Source organism: Aquirufa sp. 5-AUSEE-100C1 (assembly GCF_054558655.1).
In genome coordinates, this window is sequence record NZ_JBPXKO010000002.1 from 415,087 (window position 1) to 434,451 (window position 19,365).

The 19,365-nt window shown below is 44.0% G+C and carries 18 protein-coding genes; 5 read left to right on the forward strand and 13 right to left on the reverse strand.

Translation table 11 applies throughout. The features are described from left to right. Positions 1–37: 37 nt before the first annotated feature. From ACMH5P_RS05690 to ACMH5P_RS05715, 6 genes are all read right to left on the reverse strand, one after another. Positions 38–2,644 carry a T9SS type A sorting domain-containing protein gene (locus ACMH5P_RS05690; protein ID WP_459493371.1) on the reverse strand — a complete coding sequence of 869 codons (2,607 nt, stop codon included), beginning with the start codon at positions 2,642–2,644 and terminating at the stop codon, positions 38–40. Between the two features lie 18 nt (positions 2,645–2,662). Then, positions 2,663–3,310: an HAD family hydrolase gene (locus ACMH5P_RS05695; RefSeq protein WP_459493372.1), complete on the reverse strand. Its 648-nt coding sequence runs from the start codon at positions 3,308–3,310 to the stop codon at positions 2,663–2,665. A gap of 3 nt (positions 3,311–3,313) precedes the next feature. Beyond that, the gene (locus tag ACMH5P_RS05700; protein WP_459493619.1) at positions 3,314–4,075 is read right to left on the reverse strand and encodes an MBL fold metallo-hydrolase; all 762 of its coding nucleotides are present in this window, start codon (positions 4,073–4,075) and stop codon (positions 3,314–3,316) included. A gap of 13 nt (positions 4,076–4,088) precedes the next feature. Continuing rightward, positions 4,089–4,457, reverse strand: a complete 369-nt coding sequence (locus ACMH5P_RS05705; RefSeq protein WP_459493373.1) for a response regulator — start codon at positions 4,455–4,457, stop codon at positions 4,089–4,091. Between the two features lie 121 nt (positions 4,458–4,578). After that, complete coding sequence (locus tag ACMH5P_RS05710; protein WP_459493374.1) at positions 4,579–5,088, reverse strand: DUF2911 domain-containing protein; 510 nt, start codon at positions 5,086–5,088, stop codon at positions 4,579–4,581. Between the two features lie 21 nt (positions 5,089–5,109). Continuing rightward, positions 5,110–7,341, reverse strand: a complete 2,232-nt coding sequence (locus ACMH5P_RS05715) for a DUF5916 domain-containing protein (RefSeq protein WP_459493375.1) — start codon at positions 7,339–7,341, stop codon at positions 5,110–5,112. 104 nt (positions 7,342–7,445) lie between these two features. On the opposite strand from ACMH5P_RS05715, the gene ACMH5P_RS05720 reads away from it, so the two are divergent. Further along, complete coding sequence (locus tag ACMH5P_RS05720; protein WP_459493376.1) at positions 7,446–8,162, forward strand: YebC/PmpR family DNA-binding transcriptional regulator; 717 nt, start codon at positions 7,446–7,448, stop codon at positions 8,160–8,162. Positions 8,163–8,200: 38 nt separating this feature from the next. Here the strand turns inward: ACMH5P_RS05720 and ACMH5P_RS05725 are convergent, their stop codons facing one another. The 7 genes from ACMH5P_RS05725 to ACMH5P_RS05755 are packed head-to-tail and all read right to left on the reverse strand — an operon-like array spanning position 8,201 to position 15,323. Then, a complete protein-coding gene (locus ACMH5P_RS05725; RefSeq protein WP_459493377.1) occupies positions 8,201–8,902 on the reverse strand; it encodes an NUDIX hydrolase in 702 nt (233 codons plus the stop codon). Further along, positions 8,903–9,544 carry a GDSL-type esterase/lipase family protein gene (locus tag ACMH5P_RS05730; protein ID WP_459493378.1) on the reverse strand — a complete coding sequence of 214 codons (642 nt, stop codon included), beginning with the start codon at positions 9,542–9,544 and terminating at the stop codon, positions 8,903–8,905. Continuing rightward, positions 9,537–10,532, reverse strand: coding sequence for a Gfo/Idh/MocA family protein (locus ACMH5P_RS05735; protein WP_459493379.1), 996 nt, complete (start codon positions 10,530–10,532; stop codon positions 9,537–9,539). Before ACMH5P_RS05735 ends, ACMH5P_RS05730 begins: the two co-directional genes overlap by 8 nt. A gap of 18 nt (positions 10,533–10,550) precedes the next feature. Next, complete coding sequence (locus ACMH5P_RS05740) at positions 10,551–11,627, reverse strand: aminotransferase class V-fold PLP-dependent enzyme (protein ID WP_459493380.1); 1,077 nt, start codon at positions 11,625–11,627, stop codon at positions 10,551–10,553. Position 11,628: 1 nt separating this feature from the next. Further along, the gene (serA, locus tag ACMH5P_RS05745) at positions 11,629–13,539 is read right to left on the reverse strand and encodes a phosphoglycerate dehydrogenase (RefSeq protein WP_459493381.1); all 1,911 of its coding nucleotides are present in this window, start codon (positions 13,537–13,539) and stop codon (positions 11,629–11,631) included. A 12-nt stretch (positions 13,540–13,551) separates the two neighbouring features. Further along, positions 13,552–14,499: a YheT family hydrolase gene (locus ACMH5P_RS05750; protein ID WP_459493382.1), complete on the reverse strand. Its 948-nt coding sequence runs from the start codon at positions 14,497–14,499 to the stop codon at positions 13,552–13,554. Beyond that, entirely contained in the window at positions 14,499–15,323 is an 825-nt protein-coding gene (locus ACMH5P_RS05755; protein ID WP_459493383.1) for an SDR family oxidoreductase, read from the reverse strand. Before ACMH5P_RS05755 ends, ACMH5P_RS05750 begins: the two co-directional genes overlap by 1 nt. 107 nt (positions 15,324–15,430) lie before the next feature. On the opposite strand from ACMH5P_RS05755, the gene hemA reads away from it, so the two are divergent. The 4 genes from hemA to ACMH5P_RS05775 all read left to right on the forward strand — a co-directional run bounded on the left by hemA (position 15,431) and on the right by ACMH5P_RS05775 (position 19,350). Continuing rightward, positions 15,431–16,702 (forward strand): glutamyl-tRNA reductase, encoded by a 1,272-nt coding sequence (gene hemA / locus ACMH5P_RS05760; protein ID WP_459493384.1) that lies wholly within the window; start codon positions 15,431–15,433, stop codon positions 16,700–16,702. A 4-nt stretch (positions 16,703–16,706) separates the two neighbouring features. Further along, complete coding sequence (locus ACMH5P_RS05765) at positions 16,707–17,168, forward strand: regulatory protein RecX (RefSeq protein ID WP_459493385.1); 462 nt, start codon at positions 16,707–16,709, stop codon at positions 17,166–17,168. A 156-nt stretch (positions 17,169–17,324) separates the two neighbouring features. Next, a complete protein-coding gene (locus ACMH5P_RS05770) occupies positions 17,325–18,500 on the forward strand; it encodes a pyridoxal phosphate-dependent aminotransferase (protein WP_459493386.1) in 1,176 nt (391 codons plus the stop codon). After that, positions 18,418–19,350 carry a prephenate dehydrogenase gene (locus ACMH5P_RS05775; protein WP_459493387.1) on the forward strand — a complete coding sequence of 311 codons (933 nt, stop codon included), beginning with the start codon at positions 18,418–18,420 and terminating at the stop codon, positions 19,348–19,350. Before ACMH5P_RS05770 ends, ACMH5P_RS05775 begins: the two co-directional genes overlap by 83 nt. Positions 19,351–19,365 lie beyond the last annotated feature (15 nt).

Here is a 19,365-nt window from a genome sequence, read left to right on the forward strand (position 1 = left end):
ATGTTTGCAAAGATAAATAAAAAAGGCTTTTACTTCCCTATTTAACGAGCACAAATCGCTTCAAAACCCATTGATTCTGAACCTGTAATTGCAAGGCATAGGTACCGGAGCCTAAATATCCCAAATCTAAGTTTTGCTCAAATATATTCCCTTGGGTAGCAAAATTTTGAAGGTAGACCGATTTCCCTTGTAAATCGAACACTCGTACTTGAACCCCATTCAAATCCCCTGCCTGACGGTAGCTCACTTGAATCCGCCCCGAACTTGGATTGGGAGAAACCTGCAAGCCAGTGATTAGCGAACTAGGTTCTAAACCCAGTATCGGGTCGACCTTGGGTGCTTGAATTTTCAAGTTATCCACAGCCCAACCCCAGCCATGCGCTCCTACATCCGCATGTAAACGGAAACGAATAATCACCTCTTCATTGACGCTGAATTTGCCTGAAGCCAACATATCGATTTCCTGACTTCGAACCAATGCGCTAGTTGGCAAGGCTGTCGAATTCCCATCCTTATCCACGGAACTATTCCAACGAGCTGCCCAGGCTGAATTCAAATTGGAATCCCATCCATTCGTAAAATTAAACCAGGATTTACCTTGGTCATTCGAAGCTTGAACTACAACGTAATCAAAGAAACTCCGATTCACCGTGCCATCCGCATTTAGGAAAGGCTCCCCTGCTTCTCCCGGCTCTACCAAGACGATCTGATCGAAGACAATTTTTGGATTCTCTGCTGACAATTTGATGGGTTTTAACAGAATTGCATCGCTATTCGTAAACTTGTCGGACCCCCCTTCTCCATCATAGGATTCCTCCGAACCATCCGCATACGGATGTGCTGAATGCAAGGCCGGACTTGAAAATCCCGTCGTTTGGGTAATACTGAATCCCTTCAAAAAGAAGTCATCCGATGCATTGCTATCGAAATTCTGAGAATAGGCCGGCACCGCTTGGGCTAATGCCAACACCTTAAATTCATAATAACCTGCTGCTGGACTATAAACCACATTGGCTACCTTTGCAGCATCCGAAACGACGACACGGTATCGAATGACATCACCCGATTTCAATTGTCCCGGAGTAAAATTAAATGCATTCGTGTAGCTAAAGGATTCTCCGACAACCTTGGTAAAATCTTGACGGACAAATGATGCCCCATTGATGGAATATTCTAAGTAAACATCCTTGATCCCAATATTGTCAGAGGTTAACAGGGTAGGCAAATCAATCTTGGTTTGTGAGGTAAAGATGTACTTCAGCGGATTGGCATAAATGACCACCGGCTTGACGGTATCTGCGCCAACCACAAAATCAAAATAACTTCCAAAGTTCGTGCCCGCAATGACAGGCGCCTCCGCAGGTGTTGTGAATTTCTTACCCCCCGCATCATTCGCTGTCCAGTAATAATTAATTTGTCGGCGTGCCGGCGATTTAGGCAAAGTATATGTATAGGTATTTCCTGATTTCACTAAGGGCATGGAAGTCGCCGACAAAATACTCTTATCAATCGCCATCATTAACTTCACCGAAGATTCATCAATGAGAGTATCCGAGTAAACTTTCGCAGTAAATACAATGTCCTTACTCGTATCCTCCGTATCGGTAAAGTTATCCGCAATAATATTCGAGGAATACCACCCGAAATCATTAAAAGCCCCAAGTACAATCGGCCCAATATCACGAGTCACCTCACCACGGGCTATTTGTGGAGTCATTAGGGCATTAATATCCCCAACTTTATATTTAGCCTGGTCGACGTGATAAACGCTCGAACCACTGGAATAGGTTGTAGGCGCATATAATTTAGCCTTATCTCCGTTCAAACGTTGGATACTTGGAGAGGATAAGAATAAACCGTTGGAGGTTATTTGGCTTTTAATCGTCGTGGACGGATTATCAAATTTCGTGGTATCAGTTAAATTTGCATTGGCCGCATTGACAATAAATTGGTCAAAAATCCCAGGATATCCATAACCAGCAATCGTATTATCTGCACTCGATTCATTGATCTGCCCGATAAATCCTAGGCCATGTCCAAATTCATGCAGCACGACGGAATATAAATCGATCTGATTCAGTTTTGGTACCCCATCTAAACCTGTATACCAATCCGTAAAATCCGAATTAAACGTGGCAACGATATCCGGATTATCTCCATTTAAGTTTTTATGAGCCATTTTCTCGGCTAAAGCAATTGGGTACCAAGTATTCAATCGATTACAGCCTACAAAGTTTCGGACATTCGTCGAAGCACCCGCACTACCCAAAACACCCGAAGCGAGTGATTTCCATCGAACATAAATATTAATTGTCACATCCGAATTCAAGGAGGTGGCCCAAAGATTAGCCGCGCGCTCAAAAATCGCCTTAACATCGGCTGGAGGCGGAACCTCATAGGTAACAATCACTTGTGTACCTGCTTGAGTCGCCTGCTGAGATTGTGTACTTCGCGCGTTGCGGTTCTGAATTTCCTCCAAAATTCGCTTCGAATAGCCCTCCGGCAATTCCCGATGTATCCCCGATTTTTCTGGAGTATACTCCTCCACCATGATGCCCGGCTTAAATTCCATTTTAAGCTTTTGAGCTAAAAGCCCGTATGAACCAAGCAAAAAGAACAGGATGAAGTAGACGTATTTTTTCATAAGACGAAGATAGTGGTATCAGGCACTTTTTGCCTGTAATTTTTCAAACAAATCGACGAAATCCGCCGCAATCAAATGAGTATGAGCTAATTCGGACTCCGTATGGGAGGTAGTGATGCCTACAACTTGCATTCCAGCATTTAAACCAGACGAAATACCTTGCAGCGAATCCTCGATGACCCAGCAATCAGCGGGGTCAACTTGAACCATGGCAGCTGCCTTCAAATAAATCTCAGGATCCGGTTTTCCTTTTTTTACTTCAGCCCCACCGATAATCGCATCAAACTGATCGCGAATTCCGAGGCCATCCACAATAAAATCAATATTTCCAGGACCTGCAGATGTGGCAAGGGCAGTCTTAATACCCTGCGAACGCAATAATTTCAAAAATACCAATAAGCCATTCGCAGGCTTTAGGTGATCTCGGTAAAAACCTCGGTATAAAATTTCTTTTTCCTCTTCCAACACTTCAATCTCTTCCCTTGTCATCTCACGCTTGTAAAACCATTCAAAGGTATCTTTGGAATTCATCCCATTTAGTTCTCGATAAAATACCTCACGGGTTAAAGGGATACCATGGCGTTCGCAAAACAGTAACCAAGCATCCACGTGATAAGGCAAGTTATCGACTACGACTCCATCCATGTCAAATAATACTGCTTTCATGATTTATATCGTAAGACGTAAGTCATCATGCGCCAAAAATACATTTGGAGGCAATTCACGCTGAACCTCCGCGTGGAGACCCATCATGTGACTAATATGAGTTATATAGGCTTGCTCCGGTTGAATTTTTTCAATGACTTCCAGAGCCTCATCCAACGTAAAATGCGAAATATGTTTTGTCTTGCGAAGCGCATTGATGACAAGGACTTTAGTTCCTTTGACTTTCACTAACTCCTCGTCAGCAATAAAATTCGCGTCCGTGATGTAAGTAAAATCCCCGAAACGAAAGCCTAATACATCCAAGAAATAATGCTTGACCAAAATCGGAATCACTTCGATTCCTTCCACAATAAATGGCTTATCATCAATCTCATACACATCAATTTCAGGCACCCCGGGATATTTATTTTCCCCAAATGCATACGCAAATTCACGTTTTAATTGATTGATTACTTGTTGGCGCGCATACAATGGAATTGCCCTTTGCTGCACAAAATTAAATCCCCGAATATCGTCGAGGCCCGCAGTATGATCCTTATGTTCGTGGGTAAACAAAACGGCATCCACATGACGAATGCCGGCCCGAAGAATTTGCTGCCGAAAATCCGGACCCGTATCAATGATAAAACTCTTCCCATCCACCTCAATATGCATGGAGACACGAAGCCGTTGATCACGAGAATCTTCCGAGCTACATACCTCACAGCTACAAGCGATCATAGGAATCCCCTGCGATGTTCCAGTCCCTAAAAAGCGTACCTGGATTGGGGACATTGAATTATTCAGTTAATGCCTTCACTTGTGAAACTAATGCATCAAAATTCAAAGGCTTCGCCAAAAAATCATCAAAACCGACCGCCTTGAAATCCTCCATTGTATAGTTACGTGCATTCCCTGTAATGGCAATCATCGGAATCGCTGCTTTTTTCTGATCAGCCAAAGCACGAACCGCTTTTGCGCAATCCATTCCATCCATTACCGGCATGTTGATGTCCAATAAAATGATGTCAAAATCTGCTTTCGCTAATTCGTCCAACACCTGTTGGCCATTTTTCACCGCATGAATCTCAAAATTTTGAAATTCTAAAATCTTGCGCGCTAAATTTTGAATAACAGAACTGTCCTCGGCGATTAATACTTTTTTCATAAAATTCGATTTGATTATTCGAGGATAAACCTCACATACGAGTAAAAATAGGGAAACAATTGAAATTACGCAATAAAAAAGCGACTCATTTGGAGTCGCTTTTAAAATGAATTCAATTTCCTTATTTCACGTAAATGGAAACGGATGCTTTATCCCAATCCATGGTAATTTGTCCCGTAGGACTGACACCAATCGTGAATTTTTCTGTCATCGCATGTTCGCTAACTTTTCCAGTCACACGCAAAACATCTTTTTCTGCTTTGTACGTATAAGCTCCCCATTGTTTCGCGTCACTATTAAAGATAACCGTCCACTCAGTCGGGCCAGGGATCGTAAACAACGAATAAACTCCTTTCGCCAATGGCTTACCTTGTACCGTAACATCCGAAGAAAACTCGATGGTTGTTGCCTCGTTGGCACCCGTACGCCAAACTTCTCCGTATGGAACCAAGGGTTTAGCTGCTTTATCGCCAAATACCAAACGACCTTTCACAGCGGGTTGTGCATATTTAATCATCACCTCTGTCGTTCCTACCTTCTGAATTACGACTGCTGGAGGTGAAGCAGGCGCCTTTTGAGCAAATGCTCCAAATGTCATTACACTAAATAAAATTGCTAAATACTTTTTCATGGTTATGTATGTTTATTGAGATTACAAATTAAGCCAATAATTTAGTTTTAACACGATGGCCCGGTTACGAATTTGCATGATTTCTGGAAAATAATTATCCGTATACACCAAAAATAAATCAGACGCCGGCTTGTAACGCCATTGTAAACGTGCATTTAAATTCACATTTTTCGTCTGCTGATTCAACTGAAAAAAGGTGGCAAAAAATAATTTATTTGAAAACGTAATGTCCAACTTCGGACGAACAATCCAAAACCGCGAGGAAACCTTTTTGGCCATCATCAGGGCTGTCCCCGGTATTTCCACATCTTGAATATCATTAAAATCCAAGGCCATTGAAATCGAGCCATATGGCTGGAAACGATATCCAATATCTGCCGTAATTCCTGTACGCCAGCCATTTCCAAAATACCCGCCGAAACGCGAAGTCAATGCATAGGTAAACAATTTAATCGGCGAGGAACCATAACGCGCATTAACCGCATACCAATCATGTTCTGTTCCTTTTAGCAACGCCGTATTGCCCATGCGAGTCGCATCAAAATTGTATTGCAATTTCACGTAGTCATAGGATAAATAAATTCCGAAAGTCGACCGATCCTTCATCGTACCATCATATGCCACAAAACTTGTATTTTCGGTGTAATCCCCTTGGTTGTTCCAATAGGATACCGACATCATTTTGAGGCTGGTATAAAATACATTGGTCGACTTATTTTTCGGATAAAAGATCTTCCCCGCCTCTGGTTGAATCTGGAAATAATTCACCCGAGGCACATAACCTACCTCCGGATTATAGTTTTGACCCACCCACTGCTGCTTAATCGAAAAGGCCCAATTGTTATCCGCATAAGCCAAAGATGCTGCTTGTGAAAAATCCTGACCTAGACTCTGTGGACTAATGGTCTTGGCATAAAACAAAGATCCGGTCCAAAAATTATCCTTCGAAGCCAAATTATACTCAAAACCGATGTCGCGATTAAATGGCTGATAACCATTCGCCTTCTGTAAATCCGTATCAATAAAGGACTCTTTATTCACCATATATGCCCCAAAATTCGAACGAGCGAACAACTTCCGTTGCAAAGCAATCATTGAATAATTTTGCGTGGGAACCCCCTTTGCATCGATCCGCTGCGATTGTACATTCAAGGCCCCAATGCGCCAATCAGGATTCAACTTCCCACTGACCCGAGCCCCATAAGTAATCGGGGTCTGCTCATAAATTCCCGTCTTATTATTCAATGCCAAACCGATTCGTCGCGAGAAAAATGGCCGAATATTCTCCGTCCCAAATCCATCAAATAAATCCGAATTCTCAATAAAAAACTGCCGCTTTTCCGGGTAAAACAATTCAAATCGATCCAAATTCGTTTGTTGGCGATCCACATCTACCTGCGAAAAATCCGGATTCAATGTCATATCCAAATTCAAGCCCGAATTAATCGCCACCTTAATATCTCCACCAATTTGGCCCCGAACCGAAGTTGGGTCCTTGGTTTCATAATTTGCCGCTAAGCCCGAAAGACCGTAGGGAATAATGGAGATATTCTTCTTCGGTGCCGGCGGCGGTGTATCCCAAACCAAGACCCCCGCATAGGCTAAGGATGCCGTGGGGAATTGACGAGGGACGGGTGCCCAGGCCGACTTCTCTTTGGCCTTCAAATCATAGCGAGAGAAGTTAATCCCCCAGCGCTTCACATTATCCTTGTAACGTATCGATTTAAAGGGAATCGCTGCTTCAAAAACCCACGAGTCCTTCTTGTAGGTCGTCGCAGATTCCCATTTATTGTCCCAGTTGAGGTTAACCTTCGCGCCTTCCGACATCTGTCCGTCCCACTGTGCCCCCGCCGCATTCGCCCCAAAAGCAAAACCCGTTGTCTTATCTTCAAAGGTGTCAATAAAGACCAAAAAATTATCATTCACTCCAAAGGAAAAATCCCGCTTCATGGACTCGACCACGAAAGCACCCGGCTCCTTCAAAAAACATTCGGCTGAAATGTAAAGGTATTTATCATCGTAAGCCATCTTCACATCCGTCCGTACCTGAGCACAGAGGGAATCGAAAGGGTTACACATCATGAAATCACTGACAGCTGCCGCATCAAACCAAGCCTGTTCATTCAAAATCCCATCAATCTGAACCCTACCGGTTGTTTTTTGAATGTTCATTTGAAAATGCTCATTGATTTTCTGTGCCTGAGACAAGAAGGGAATGATGAACAAACAAAGGAGAATGAGAATTCTTTTCATCGATTTAAACTTCGGTTAACAAACAAAGGTAAGTTATTTTCACATCAGACTTGTGGGTCTTATAGGGCTTGATTATTTTTGCAGCACATTAAATCGAAAAACGCATGGGAAGAGCCTTTGAATTCCGGAAAGCAAGAAAATTTAAACGTTGGGGCCAAATGGCCAAAACCTTCACCAAAATCGGTAAAGACATTGTCATCGCCGTGAAAGCAGGTGGCGGAGATCCCACTTCCAACTCCCGTTTAAGAGCGATTATACAGAACGCGAAGGCGGTCAACATGCCGAAAGAAAACGTGGAACGTGCAATTAAACGCGCCACGTCGAAAGACCAAGAAGACTATAAAGAGATTGTATACGAAGGATACGCACAACATGGTATCGCGATTCTGGTGGAAACGACAACGGATAACATCAACCGGACCGTGGCCAACATCCGTTCTTCCTTCACCAAATGCGGTGGCTCTTTGGGAACTACCGGGATGCTTGATTTCATCTTCACCCGCAAGTCCGTATTCAAAATCGCGGCAAAACCGGAAATCGATTTAGAAGAATTAGAATTTGAATTAATTGATTTAGGCGTAGACGAGGTATTCTTGGACGACGAAACGAATCAAATCAATATTTATGGCGAATTCACCGCTTTCGGTGGCATTCAGAAATACCTCGAAGGACAAGGATTTGAATTGTTGGGAGCCGATTTTGAGCGCATTCCCAACGAAACCAAAGAATTATCTGACGCCCAAGTTGCGGATGTAGAAAAGCTTATTGAGCGTCTCGAAGAGGATGACGATGTACAGAACGTCTACCACAATATGGGATAACAAAAAAGGCCATCTGCGGATGGCCTTTTTTAATACGTTTACTTTTTCAAGCGATATAAATAAGGTGCCTTATGAGCCCCTCCCGTATATTTCTTTTCAATGCGCTCCAAGATCTCAAGACTCAAAATCTTACGCTGGAAATTCGTTCGCACCAATCGCTTTCCTAAAATCGTTTCATAGACCATTTGCAAGTCGGACATCGTAAACGTATCCCCCAACAACTCGAAGGCAACCAACTTCTCATCCAAATTACGACGTAACGATTCGAGCGCTTTCAATACGATTCGATTGTGATCCAAGAATAATTTGGGTAAAGCCGACACATCCATCCACTCTGAGGCATCAGAAACACCTCCCGGATTAACCACAACTTTGGAATAATCTACCAAGGCATAATAGCCGATGGTGATAAATCGCTGATCCACCCAATCCATTTTCAAAGGAGAACCGCCCATGGCATTGTTTACATCCCGATGTTCATCCACCGCCCGATAATTACGAGCCAAATCCCCAAAGGTGTAAAATTGCTCTAAATAGATATCCGATAAACCCGTCCGCTCCGCCAAAATGCGTTGAGCCGCTTGATCAACATCCTCTTCTGGACCTACGAATCCGCCAGCCAAAGCCCAAACAGGGGTCCTCTTGAATTTCAAAAGCAAGACCTTCAATGAATTCTCATGAAAACCGAATATCACACAATCCACAGAAATACCCGGCAACCATTGCTCCTTCTGTTCCATTTACTTAATTGTTGATTGAACAAATTGACGAATTTGTTTCGCGAAAATGGCATAACCCTTTTCATTCAAATGCAACTTATCCGCCACAAAAATATCCATCATCAAACTCCCATCCGCCAAATAAAAGGGGGAATGCATATCGATGAAATAATCCCCTCTGGCCTTAATCAAGGCATTTAACTCCTTCTGCTTTTCCACCAAAGCTACCCGTGCCAAACTCGGACGTGCCGCCACAAAAACCAATTTCGCACCCGGTACCTGTTTTTTCAAACGCGCCTTGAATTCATCGTATTCTGCAGCGATTTGCTGGGGCAATTTCCCCTTAGCTAAATCATTATCTCCCTCATACATCATGATCCATTTTGGCTGGTATTTCACTACCATCCGATCAAAATAATACAAGGCATCCGCCAAAGTGGATCCCCCAAAACCCCGATTAAACGAAGCGGGAAGACCTTTCATGTCGGCCTCAAAAGTTTTCCACAAACGAAAACTGGAGCTTCCGATAAACAATATTTGCCCTTTGGCAGGCATCGACAAAGAGTCCTGTTTCTCGTAAGCCAAAATCTCCTTTTCAAACGGATTTTGAGCCAACACACTCGTGCTGACAAAAAGCAATAAAGCGAGTAGTATCTTATTCATTGGGATATTTTAAACCAATTTGTTCACGTATTTCATCTAATAAACCCATCAACTCCTGACTGAATTGATGCGACATCCAAGCATTCTCTGTCCGACCGGCCCACAAGTCTTCTTGCACGGCATCGGCCTCGTAACTATAGCCCCAACCCTTACGTTCCGTTTCAAACACGGTTTCCTCACCACCATAAATCGTCAAGGTCATCCCCTTCGTTTCATGAAAACGGGGATGCATGTATATCTTACCTAATGTTCCATAGATTGTACAAGTTGTATCGGTCTGTGCCGCAAAGGTCGAAAATAAACTTGCTGTCGCTCCCGACGCATACTTCGTCGCAATCGAACAATTCATATCAACACCCGAGGGTGCCATGACGCCCGTAGCCTTCATTTCCAAGGGTTGGCCCAACAATAACTTGGAGATAAACAAAGGATAAATACCGATGTCCAACAAAGATCCTCCGGTCAAATGCGGATTAAACCAACGAGCCTCCTCGTCATATGCAGCTTTAAAGCCAAAATCCGCCACCACATGCTTAATCTCCCCGATGACCCCCGAGGCAATGATTTCTTGTAATTTGGCCACCGAAGGATGGAAACGCGTCCACAAGGCCTCCATTAAGAAGAGTTTCTTTTCCCGCGCTTTGGCGATCATCGCATTAACTTGATGGCTATTAATCGCAAAAGCCTTCTCACAAAGCACATGTACGCCTGCCTCCAAACACATCAACGTATGTTCGTAATGTAATCCATGGGGCGATGCGATATATACGACATCGATTTCGCCACTGGCCAACATCTCCTCGTAGGAACCATAGGCCTTTACCTCCGAACCGTAATTCGCCGCAAAAGCTTTGGCACGTCCTAAATCACGTGATGAGACAGCCGATAAATATCCGTGTTTGGCATGAACGAGATCATCCGCAAATTTGGTAGCGATACCACCACACGCCAAAATACCCCAACGAATGGGCTTTCCAGTTTGAATCATAGGTTTAGACAATTGTACTTATAAAGTTCCTAATGTAGCAATTAAAGCTTGAACTTGCTCAAAATTAACGGCTGGGAAATTCGCAATTCGAATTTGTGTTTCCTTCATCTTGCCATAACCCGAACCCAAAATCATATCCGATTTCGCCTGTACTTGCTTGATGATATCCCCCGCTAATCCCTTGCAATTTAACACCACCACCGTCGCTGAACGATGATTCACATTTTCGACAAATATTTCAAAATTCGATGATTTGGCAGCGAAATCATACAAAGCTTTCGCCTTGCGATCCGTCTCCTTCCGCATCTCCTCAACCCCAATCTTATTGAAATCTTCTGCTACTTTCCCCAACACATAAATCCCCATCACATTTGGCGTTTCCGGTGTTTCAAACTTCTTGTAATTTTCCCAAAGGCTCGGCAACGAGTGATATGTCCCCACAATACCCTCATGTAATTTCATGCGCTCAGATTTCTCCAACATTTTCTCGTTGGCTAACCAAACCCCCAAACCCGCCGGCATACCAAATGCCTTCTGAACCGAGAACATGGCCGAATCCACTAGTTTAAAATCCAGGTTTGTATACGGTGCCGAGGAAACCATGTCCACCATCACCAATTTGTCTTTGTTGGCTTTCTTGATTTTGTGAATCTCCGCCGCCTTCATTTGAACGCCCGAACTCGTCTCGTTTGCCGTGCAACAAATCAACTCCGCATATTCCGGAACCTCTACCTCCGAGGCATCAAACCCCTCCCCGAATGGTTTGTGCATCGCATGTGCATACTTATGCAACTCTTTCGAGAAATCGTAAAACTTCTTGGAGAATGAGCCATTGACTAAATGAAAACTCTCATGCTCCACCGTATTCATGATGGCACGCTCCCAAATCTCCGTAGCTGAACCCGTAAATAGAACCGCAGTCTCCTTCGGTAATCCGAAAAGAATGCGCAACTGCTCATCAGCATGCTGGTAAATCTTACGAAACGCCGACGAACGATGCGATATCGAACCGATGTTTTGACGAAATGCCTCGGCATAATGCGCCTCCACAGTAGGATACAATGCCGCAGGACCCGGTGTAAAAAAAGTGCTCATATTAGTACAACATTCTAAATTTGATCGTATTGTCGATCAATTTCAATTCATTCACGATATCATCCGCATATTCCTTCGCCACATCTGTAATCACATAACCTGTCTTCTCAGTCGTCTTCAAATACTGACCAATGATATTCACATGGTATTTCGCAAATACATTATTAATCTGCGCCAAAATACCCGGAACATTGTGGTGAATGTGCAACAAACGGTGTGCATTCTCCAAGGGTGGCAATTGCAATTCGGGGAAATTCACCGAACCATAGGTGCTACCGTTATTCATAAACTGCAATAATTTCGAAGGAACAAATTCCCCAATATTCGCTTGCGCCTCCTCCGTACTTCCTCCAATATGTGGCGTCAAAATAACATTCGGCAAGCCACGTAATTCATTGATAAATTCCTCATCATTTGTCTTAGGCTCGTACGGGAATACATCTACGGCAGCTCCCCAAACCTTACCCGACTTAATCGCATCCACCAAAGCCGGAATCTCCACCACGTGGCCACGCGACAAATTCAAGAAAATAGCATTGTCCTTCATCCATCCAAACTCCTGCTTTCCGATGATATTGGTATTGGACTTACGGCCATCCACGTGTAAACTCACGAAATCAACCGTCGACAACAATTCCTTCAAGCTATTGCATTTCTTCGCATTTCCTAGTGCCAATTTATCAACGATGTCGTAGAAATAAACCTCCATGCCTAAAGCCTCTGAAATGACCGAAATCTGCGTACCGATATTTCCGTAGCCCACTAAACCAATTTTCTTTCCACGGATCTCGTAAGAGTTCGTTGCGGATTTATCCCATACACCTGCGTGCATTTTCGTTGATTTTTCGAAAATGTTACGCGTCAACATCACCATCAGACCAATCGATAATTCCACTACACTTCGTGTATTCGAATACGGTGCATTAAACACCGCGATACCACGATTCTCACATTCCGCCAAATCAATTTGATTGGTACCAATGCAAAAAGCGCCCACACACATCAAGCGTGATGCGTTCGGGTGCTCCAATACTTTTTTCGTCAAATTGGTTTTGGAACGCAATCCGATGATCGAGACATCCTTGATTTTTTCAATCAATTCGTCTTCATCTAAAGCTCCCTTCAACAACTCCACTTGAAAACCCTCTTTGGTAAACAAAGCAACGGCCTTCGGGTGGACATTCTCCAACAATAAAACTTTGATGCGAGACTTGGGATAAGATTGCGCACGGCTCAATCCATTGATGTATAAGAACTCATCCAAGGATGGAACCACAAAATCCGCCTTATCCGTCACCGCCTTGCGCGATACGTTTTCCGTAAACGCAAAAAACTTGTTGGCCAATCCAGCCTCACGTAATTCATAATCCGTATAGCCATCCCCTATCACAAAAACCTCCCCCTCCAAAGCCAAGGCCTGCAATAAACGAACCTTGCCCTTATCTTGAGACAATAAATTCGTATGATCATAACCCGTAATATTGCCATCAGAATCAAAGGTAAATGTATTCGCATGCACGTTCTCGGCAGCGATTCCCATTTCCTGAACAACCGGTACAATAAAATCCTTAAAGCCACTCGAAACAATCAAAATACGATCTGCGTGCTCCTTTAAAAATGCCTTGTTGCGCTTGAAGGATTCCGAAATTTTTCCTTTGAGGTAAGCAATCAATTGATCTACATGCAAACGATTCGCCGGCAATAAAGCCACACGCTCACGCAATGAATCCGCAAACGAATATTCCCCCGTCATGCCTTTATCGGTGATTTCACGAATCTTGCCTACGATTTCGGCCTGCTTGGGATTCCCTTCCAAGGCGATTCGGGCTAATTCATCAAGACCCTCTACTTTCGTAAATGTGCTGTCAAAATCAATGACGATGGTTAATTGCGCTAACTCTTTGGTTGACATGTTTTTCAATTTTCAATTTCCGTTAAACCATGCAGCAGCTCTTTGCTCAGCCCAGGTTTGCCCCCGATAATTACTCGGATAAAACCCGCAATGCCCCCCTGAATCAGGTAATTCGATTTGGACAAAATCCGAATCAATTTGATCAGGCAAACATTCCTGCGATAAAAATGGATCGTTCTTCGCGTTCACAATTAATGTGGGCACCCGAATTCCCGACAAAAAATACAAGGAACTATTTCGTTCATAGTAATCCTCCGCATCCTTAAATCCATGCAAGGGACCCGTTATCACATTGTCAAATTCATACAAACTGCGTATAGACGCCAACATAGACGGCGTGATATCCTGCGGATACCGGGCCGACTTTTCGGTAACTTTTTCTAATAGCGTTTGTAAGAAGCGATGTGTGTAGAGTCTGTTTTCCCAACGAGTCAATTGCTGACTACTGCTGGAAAGATGCAAAGGTACAGAAAATGCCACAGCTTTTCGAACGAATTGCGATGCTTTTTTGCCATTTTCTCCCAACCATTTTAAGCTCAAATTGCCACCTAAACTAAAACCCGCCAGATAGATATCCTTTACCCCCCGCGACAAGGCCTCCTGAATCACAAAATCCAAATCGTCCGTTGCCCCACTGTGGTAAAATCGAAGATTCTGATTGGGATCGCCTGAACAGCTTCGGTAATTCCAGGCCAAGGCATGAAAATCCGGAAACGAACGAATTAATCCGGTGATGTAATGTCGCCGACTGTTTCCCTCTAACCCATGTGAGACAATCAACAAGGGTTTCTCATGCAATTCCCCATTTCGCAAATGCCAATCCACATCCAAAAAATCCCCATCCGGCAATTCCAATCGTTCGGAATGCGAATGTGTCAAGGGTACTTTTCGAAATAAGGACGGATAAATACTCTGACTATGACCATCCGGCAACCAAAATGGAGCTTTGTATGCGCGCATTAAATAAAAAAGTCAGGGATTAAGGATTTTTCGTCGACCGATGGGTCCACGCGATACGGCGCAAAATCTGTCACGCCAGCCTCAGCTAGCACCGCATCATCGATAAAATAATTGCCCGTACACTCCTTAGCATCACGTTTTAAAATCTCAAAGGCAGCATCCGCCATGATTTCCGGTTTACGCGCACAACGCAACATCTCCGCATTTCCCACCGCAAATTCAATGGCTGCCGTCGCAATAATGGTTCGTGGCCATAAGGAATTAAAGGCTACTTTGCCTTTGAATTCGGCAGCCATACCCAAGGTTACCAAGGACATCCCAAATTTCGCCATCGAATATGCCACATGGTGCTGAAACCAGCGCGCCTCAAAATTCAAAGGAGGAGAAAGCGTGAGCACATGCGGATTAGCCGACTTCAATAAATGAGGCAAACATGCCCGAGAAACCAAATAGGTCCCGCGCGCATTCACGCCATGCATCAAATCAAAGCGTTTCATCTCCGTTTCTAGCGTACCAGTCAATTGAATGGCGGAAGCATTATTGATCAAAACATCGATGCCCCCAAAGTTCTCCACCGCCTTGGCCACAGCCGCTAAAACCTGATTTTCATCACGTATGTCGACAACACAGGGCAACACTTTCCCACCCAATGCCTCGATTTCAGCGGCAGCGGAAAAAATAGTGCCTTGTAATTTGGGATGGGGCTCAGCCGTCTTAGCTGCAATAACCACGTTGGCGCCCTCTGAAGCAAGTTTTTTAGCAATTGCCAAACCAATTCCACGCGAAGCGCCCGTAATAAAAACCGTTTTGTTTTTGAAGTCCATGTTGTTGAAATTAAACTTTATCTAAATTACGATTTTATTGCAAAGACTTGACAAAATTTAATTTTTGCGTTGTACTTTTGTGAACTAGTTTTGATCCCGAATAATTAATGATCACACCGTTTAAGTCAGTCAGTATTTCACACCGCAGCGCCCCACTCACCATTCGTGAGATGGTTGCACTCAATGAGGAAGAATGCAAAGCTTTTACATTGAAATGTAAGGACCTTTTTGGCCTGCAAGAATTGTTGATCGTTTCTACGTGTAATCGTACAGAACTCTATTTCACCTCCCAGGAAGATATCTCTGTATCCTTGATCAAGGCTCTCTTAATCGAAAAGGGAATTCCTAACACCGCTGAATACCTGAATTATTTCGTTCAAATGAACGAAACGAATGAATCCTTAAACCATTTGTTTGAGGTAGCTACAGGTTTACAGTCGAAGGTGGTAGGTGATTTACAAATCCCCAATCAGATCAAAAAAGCGTATCAATTAGCGGCCGACCACAACATGGCGGGCCCTTATTTGCATCGCTTAATGCATACCATTTTCTACTCCAACAAGCGGGTGGCACAAGAAACCTCGTTCCGTGATGGAGCGGCATCCGTTTCTTACGCAACCGTAGCCTTGTCGGAGGAATTATCCCAAGCCTTACCCGCACCGAAAATCCTTATTTTAGGACTTGGTGAAATTGGCATCGATGTTTGCAAAAACTTCGAAGACAAGGATTTCGCTGAGGTAACTGTCATGAACCGTACTTTGGAGAAAGCGGAACGCATCGCCCAAGGAAAAAACTTCCGCGTGGCGCCTTTCGAGGACATGTGTAAGGAAGTCGAAGCAGCGGACATCATCATCTCATCGGTTCGGACAGATTCTCCAATTATAACACAGGAAAAATTGAAGGCGATGCAATTGCTTTCATTCAAATATTTCATCGACTTATCGGTACCCCGTAGCATCGAAGAAGGCGTTGAAAAAGTCACCGGTGTCTTGTTGTACAACATTGACTCGTTGAAGGAGCGTGCGGATGAGGCTTTGGCCTTACGTATGGCTTCGATTCCCGATGTGAAGCGTATCATCACAGAAAGCATTGAGAGTTTCAATGACTGGTCGAAGGAAATGGAAGTTTCCCCAACCATCCACAAACTAAAAGGTGCCTTGGAACAAATTCGTAAGGAAGAGATCAATCGTCACCTAAAAGGTTTATCTGCGGAGGAAGTAGAGAAGCTTGAAAAAATTACGGCCTCATTAGTCCAAAAAATCATCAAACAACCCATCATACATTTGAAAGCTGCTTGTAAACGTGGCGATTCAGAGGCAATGGTGGATGTCTTGAATGATTTATTCAACCTCGAACAATACGACGAGCAAGAATCCTAATCCCATGGATAGCGCAATTCTGAATAAATTGGCCCGTTATTGCGCCTATCAGGAACGTTGCATCGCGGAAATCAAACAGAAAATCACCGAATTAGATGGCACTGCCGACGAGCAGGAATACATTCACTGGCTTCAAGAAAATAATTACCTAAACGAAAGCAGGTTCGTAGGTCTTTACATCCGATCAAAATTCAACCAGAAAAAATGGGGGCGTGGCAAGATTCAATTCGAATTGCGCAAAAAAGGGATTTCCGATTCGGAGATACAGGCCCATTGGGATGAAATCGAGGAGACGGATTACAGTGAGGCCCTCAAACAATTGCTCGAAAAGAAAGCCGCTTCCCTAAAAACAGGCACACCGAACGAAAAATACCAAAAATGCTATCGAACCGGCTTGTCGAAAGGCTTTGAGCCCGGACTCATATCGCAAGTATTAAAGGGTCTTTTCCCGAAGGGATTTGCATAAAATCATTTTTTTCATACCTTTGGGACATGAATTTCAATTCGACTACTTATTACGCAGGTTATTATTACGCAGGATATTACGTCTGCGCATAACCGGTTTGATAGGTTTTTGATGTTAACTTATTTTCGCCGGCCTGTGAGTCGGCATTTTTATTTTATGAGCTTTTCCATTTCACCCGCGTCTCGTTTAAAGTCCGTTGAGGAATATTATTTCTCCACGAAACTCAAGCAGATTGCGTCCTTACGTGCTGCCGGCATTCCCGTGATTAACTTGGGAATTGGCAGCCCAGACCTCGCTCCTTCTTCGGAAACGATCGAGGCATTGACCCAATCCGCCGCAAATCCTGCGAATCACGCCTACCAAGGTTATCAAGGAATTCCCGCTTTGCGCGAAGCTTTTGCAGCCTTTTATGCGAAACATTATGGGGTGAACGTGGACCCTGCCAATGAAATCTTACCCCTCATCGGTTCCAAGGAAGGCATCATGCACATCGCCATGGCCTATTTGGAAGCCGGGGATGTCTCATTGATTCCGAATCCGGGCTATCCAACCTACCAAGCGGCATGTTCCTTGGCCGGTGCGACCGTTCAGGCCTATGAATTAAGTGAGGCGAATGGCTGGTTGCCGGATTTAGAGGCATTAGACCAACAAGATTTATCCAAGGTGAAAATCATGTGGGTCAATTACCCACACATGCCCACAGGGGCCAAAGCGGATTTAGCATTCTTCGCGAAGTTGCGTGATTTTGCCATCAAGCATTCGATCCTACTCGTGAATGACAATCCATATAGCTTTATTCTCAACGAAAACCCAATAAGCCTGTTGGCCGTGCCCGGCATGAAAGACGTGGCGATCGAATTAAACTCCTTGTCCAAGTCCCACAACATGGCGGGTTGGCGGATTGGTGCAGCATTCGGTCGGGCGGAATTATTAGCACCTGTCTTGAAGTTTAAATCCAACATGGATTCAGGCATGTTCTTGCCTTTGCAAGAGGCAGCGGTAAAGGCTTTGTCGGCCGATGCAACCTGGTTTGCCCAACAAAACAAGATCTACCAATCGCGCCAAAAGAAGGTATTTGAACTTTTGGATTTATTGAATTGCGTATACGATCCAGCACAAACAGGCATGTTCGTTTGGGCTCGTATTCCGGCCCATTTTGAATCGGGCTATGCGCTTTCAGATAAAATTTTAGATGAAAATGCGGTGTTTATTACACCGGGGGGAATCTTCGGTACACAGGGAAATGGCTATGTCCGAATTTCACTCTGTGCAAAGGAAGAGGTATTTCAAACGGCGATTGATCGCATCAAAAATCAAAGCAATGGAATCTAAGAAAGTAGGAATCATCGGAATCGGACTAATCGGAGGGTCCATTGCCAAAGCCTTGCGGACCTCGGGCTGGGCATCGGAATTAATTGGTATTGAAGCCAATCCAGTTCACGCCGCAAAAGCACTCTCCTTACGTTTAGTCGATAAGGTTCAGACCTTGGAAGAGGCAGTACAATCCGTGGATGTATTTGTTTGCGCGACTCCCGTGGATATATTAGTACAAATCATCCCGCAGGTTTTAGACCTTCTAAAACCCCATCAAATGGTCATTGAAGTGGGTTCGACGAAAACACCGGTCTACGAGTCGCTTAAAAATCACCCCAAAAGAACACAATTCGTATCAACACACCCGATGGCCGGAACGGAATTTTCAGGACCCGAGGCTGCCGTAGATGGATTATTTACGGGAAAACGCGGTGTGATATGTGATAAGGAATTGAGTTCACCGGAGGCTGCTGCGACCATCGAACGATTATACCGCGATGGATTGGGCATGAATTTGATCTACATGGATTCGATTGACCATGATGTTCACACGGCCTATATTTCACACATCTCGCACATCTGTTCGTTCGCTTTGGCGAATACGGTTTTGGAAAAAGAGAAAAACGAGGAGCGGATTTTTGAATTGGCGTCCACGGGTTTTGAGTCGACCGTCCGTTTGGCCAAATCATCTCCGGAAACGTGGTCACAAATCTTCCATCAAAACCAAGACAACCTCATGGACGTACTGGACGAATACATTAATACCCTGCTGAAATACAAAGGACTTATGCTCTCAGGCAGCTACGATAAACTGAAAGAGGAATTAGGCAAGGCGAACGACATTGGTCGCATTTTAAACAAGCAATAAAAAAAGCCCCGACTC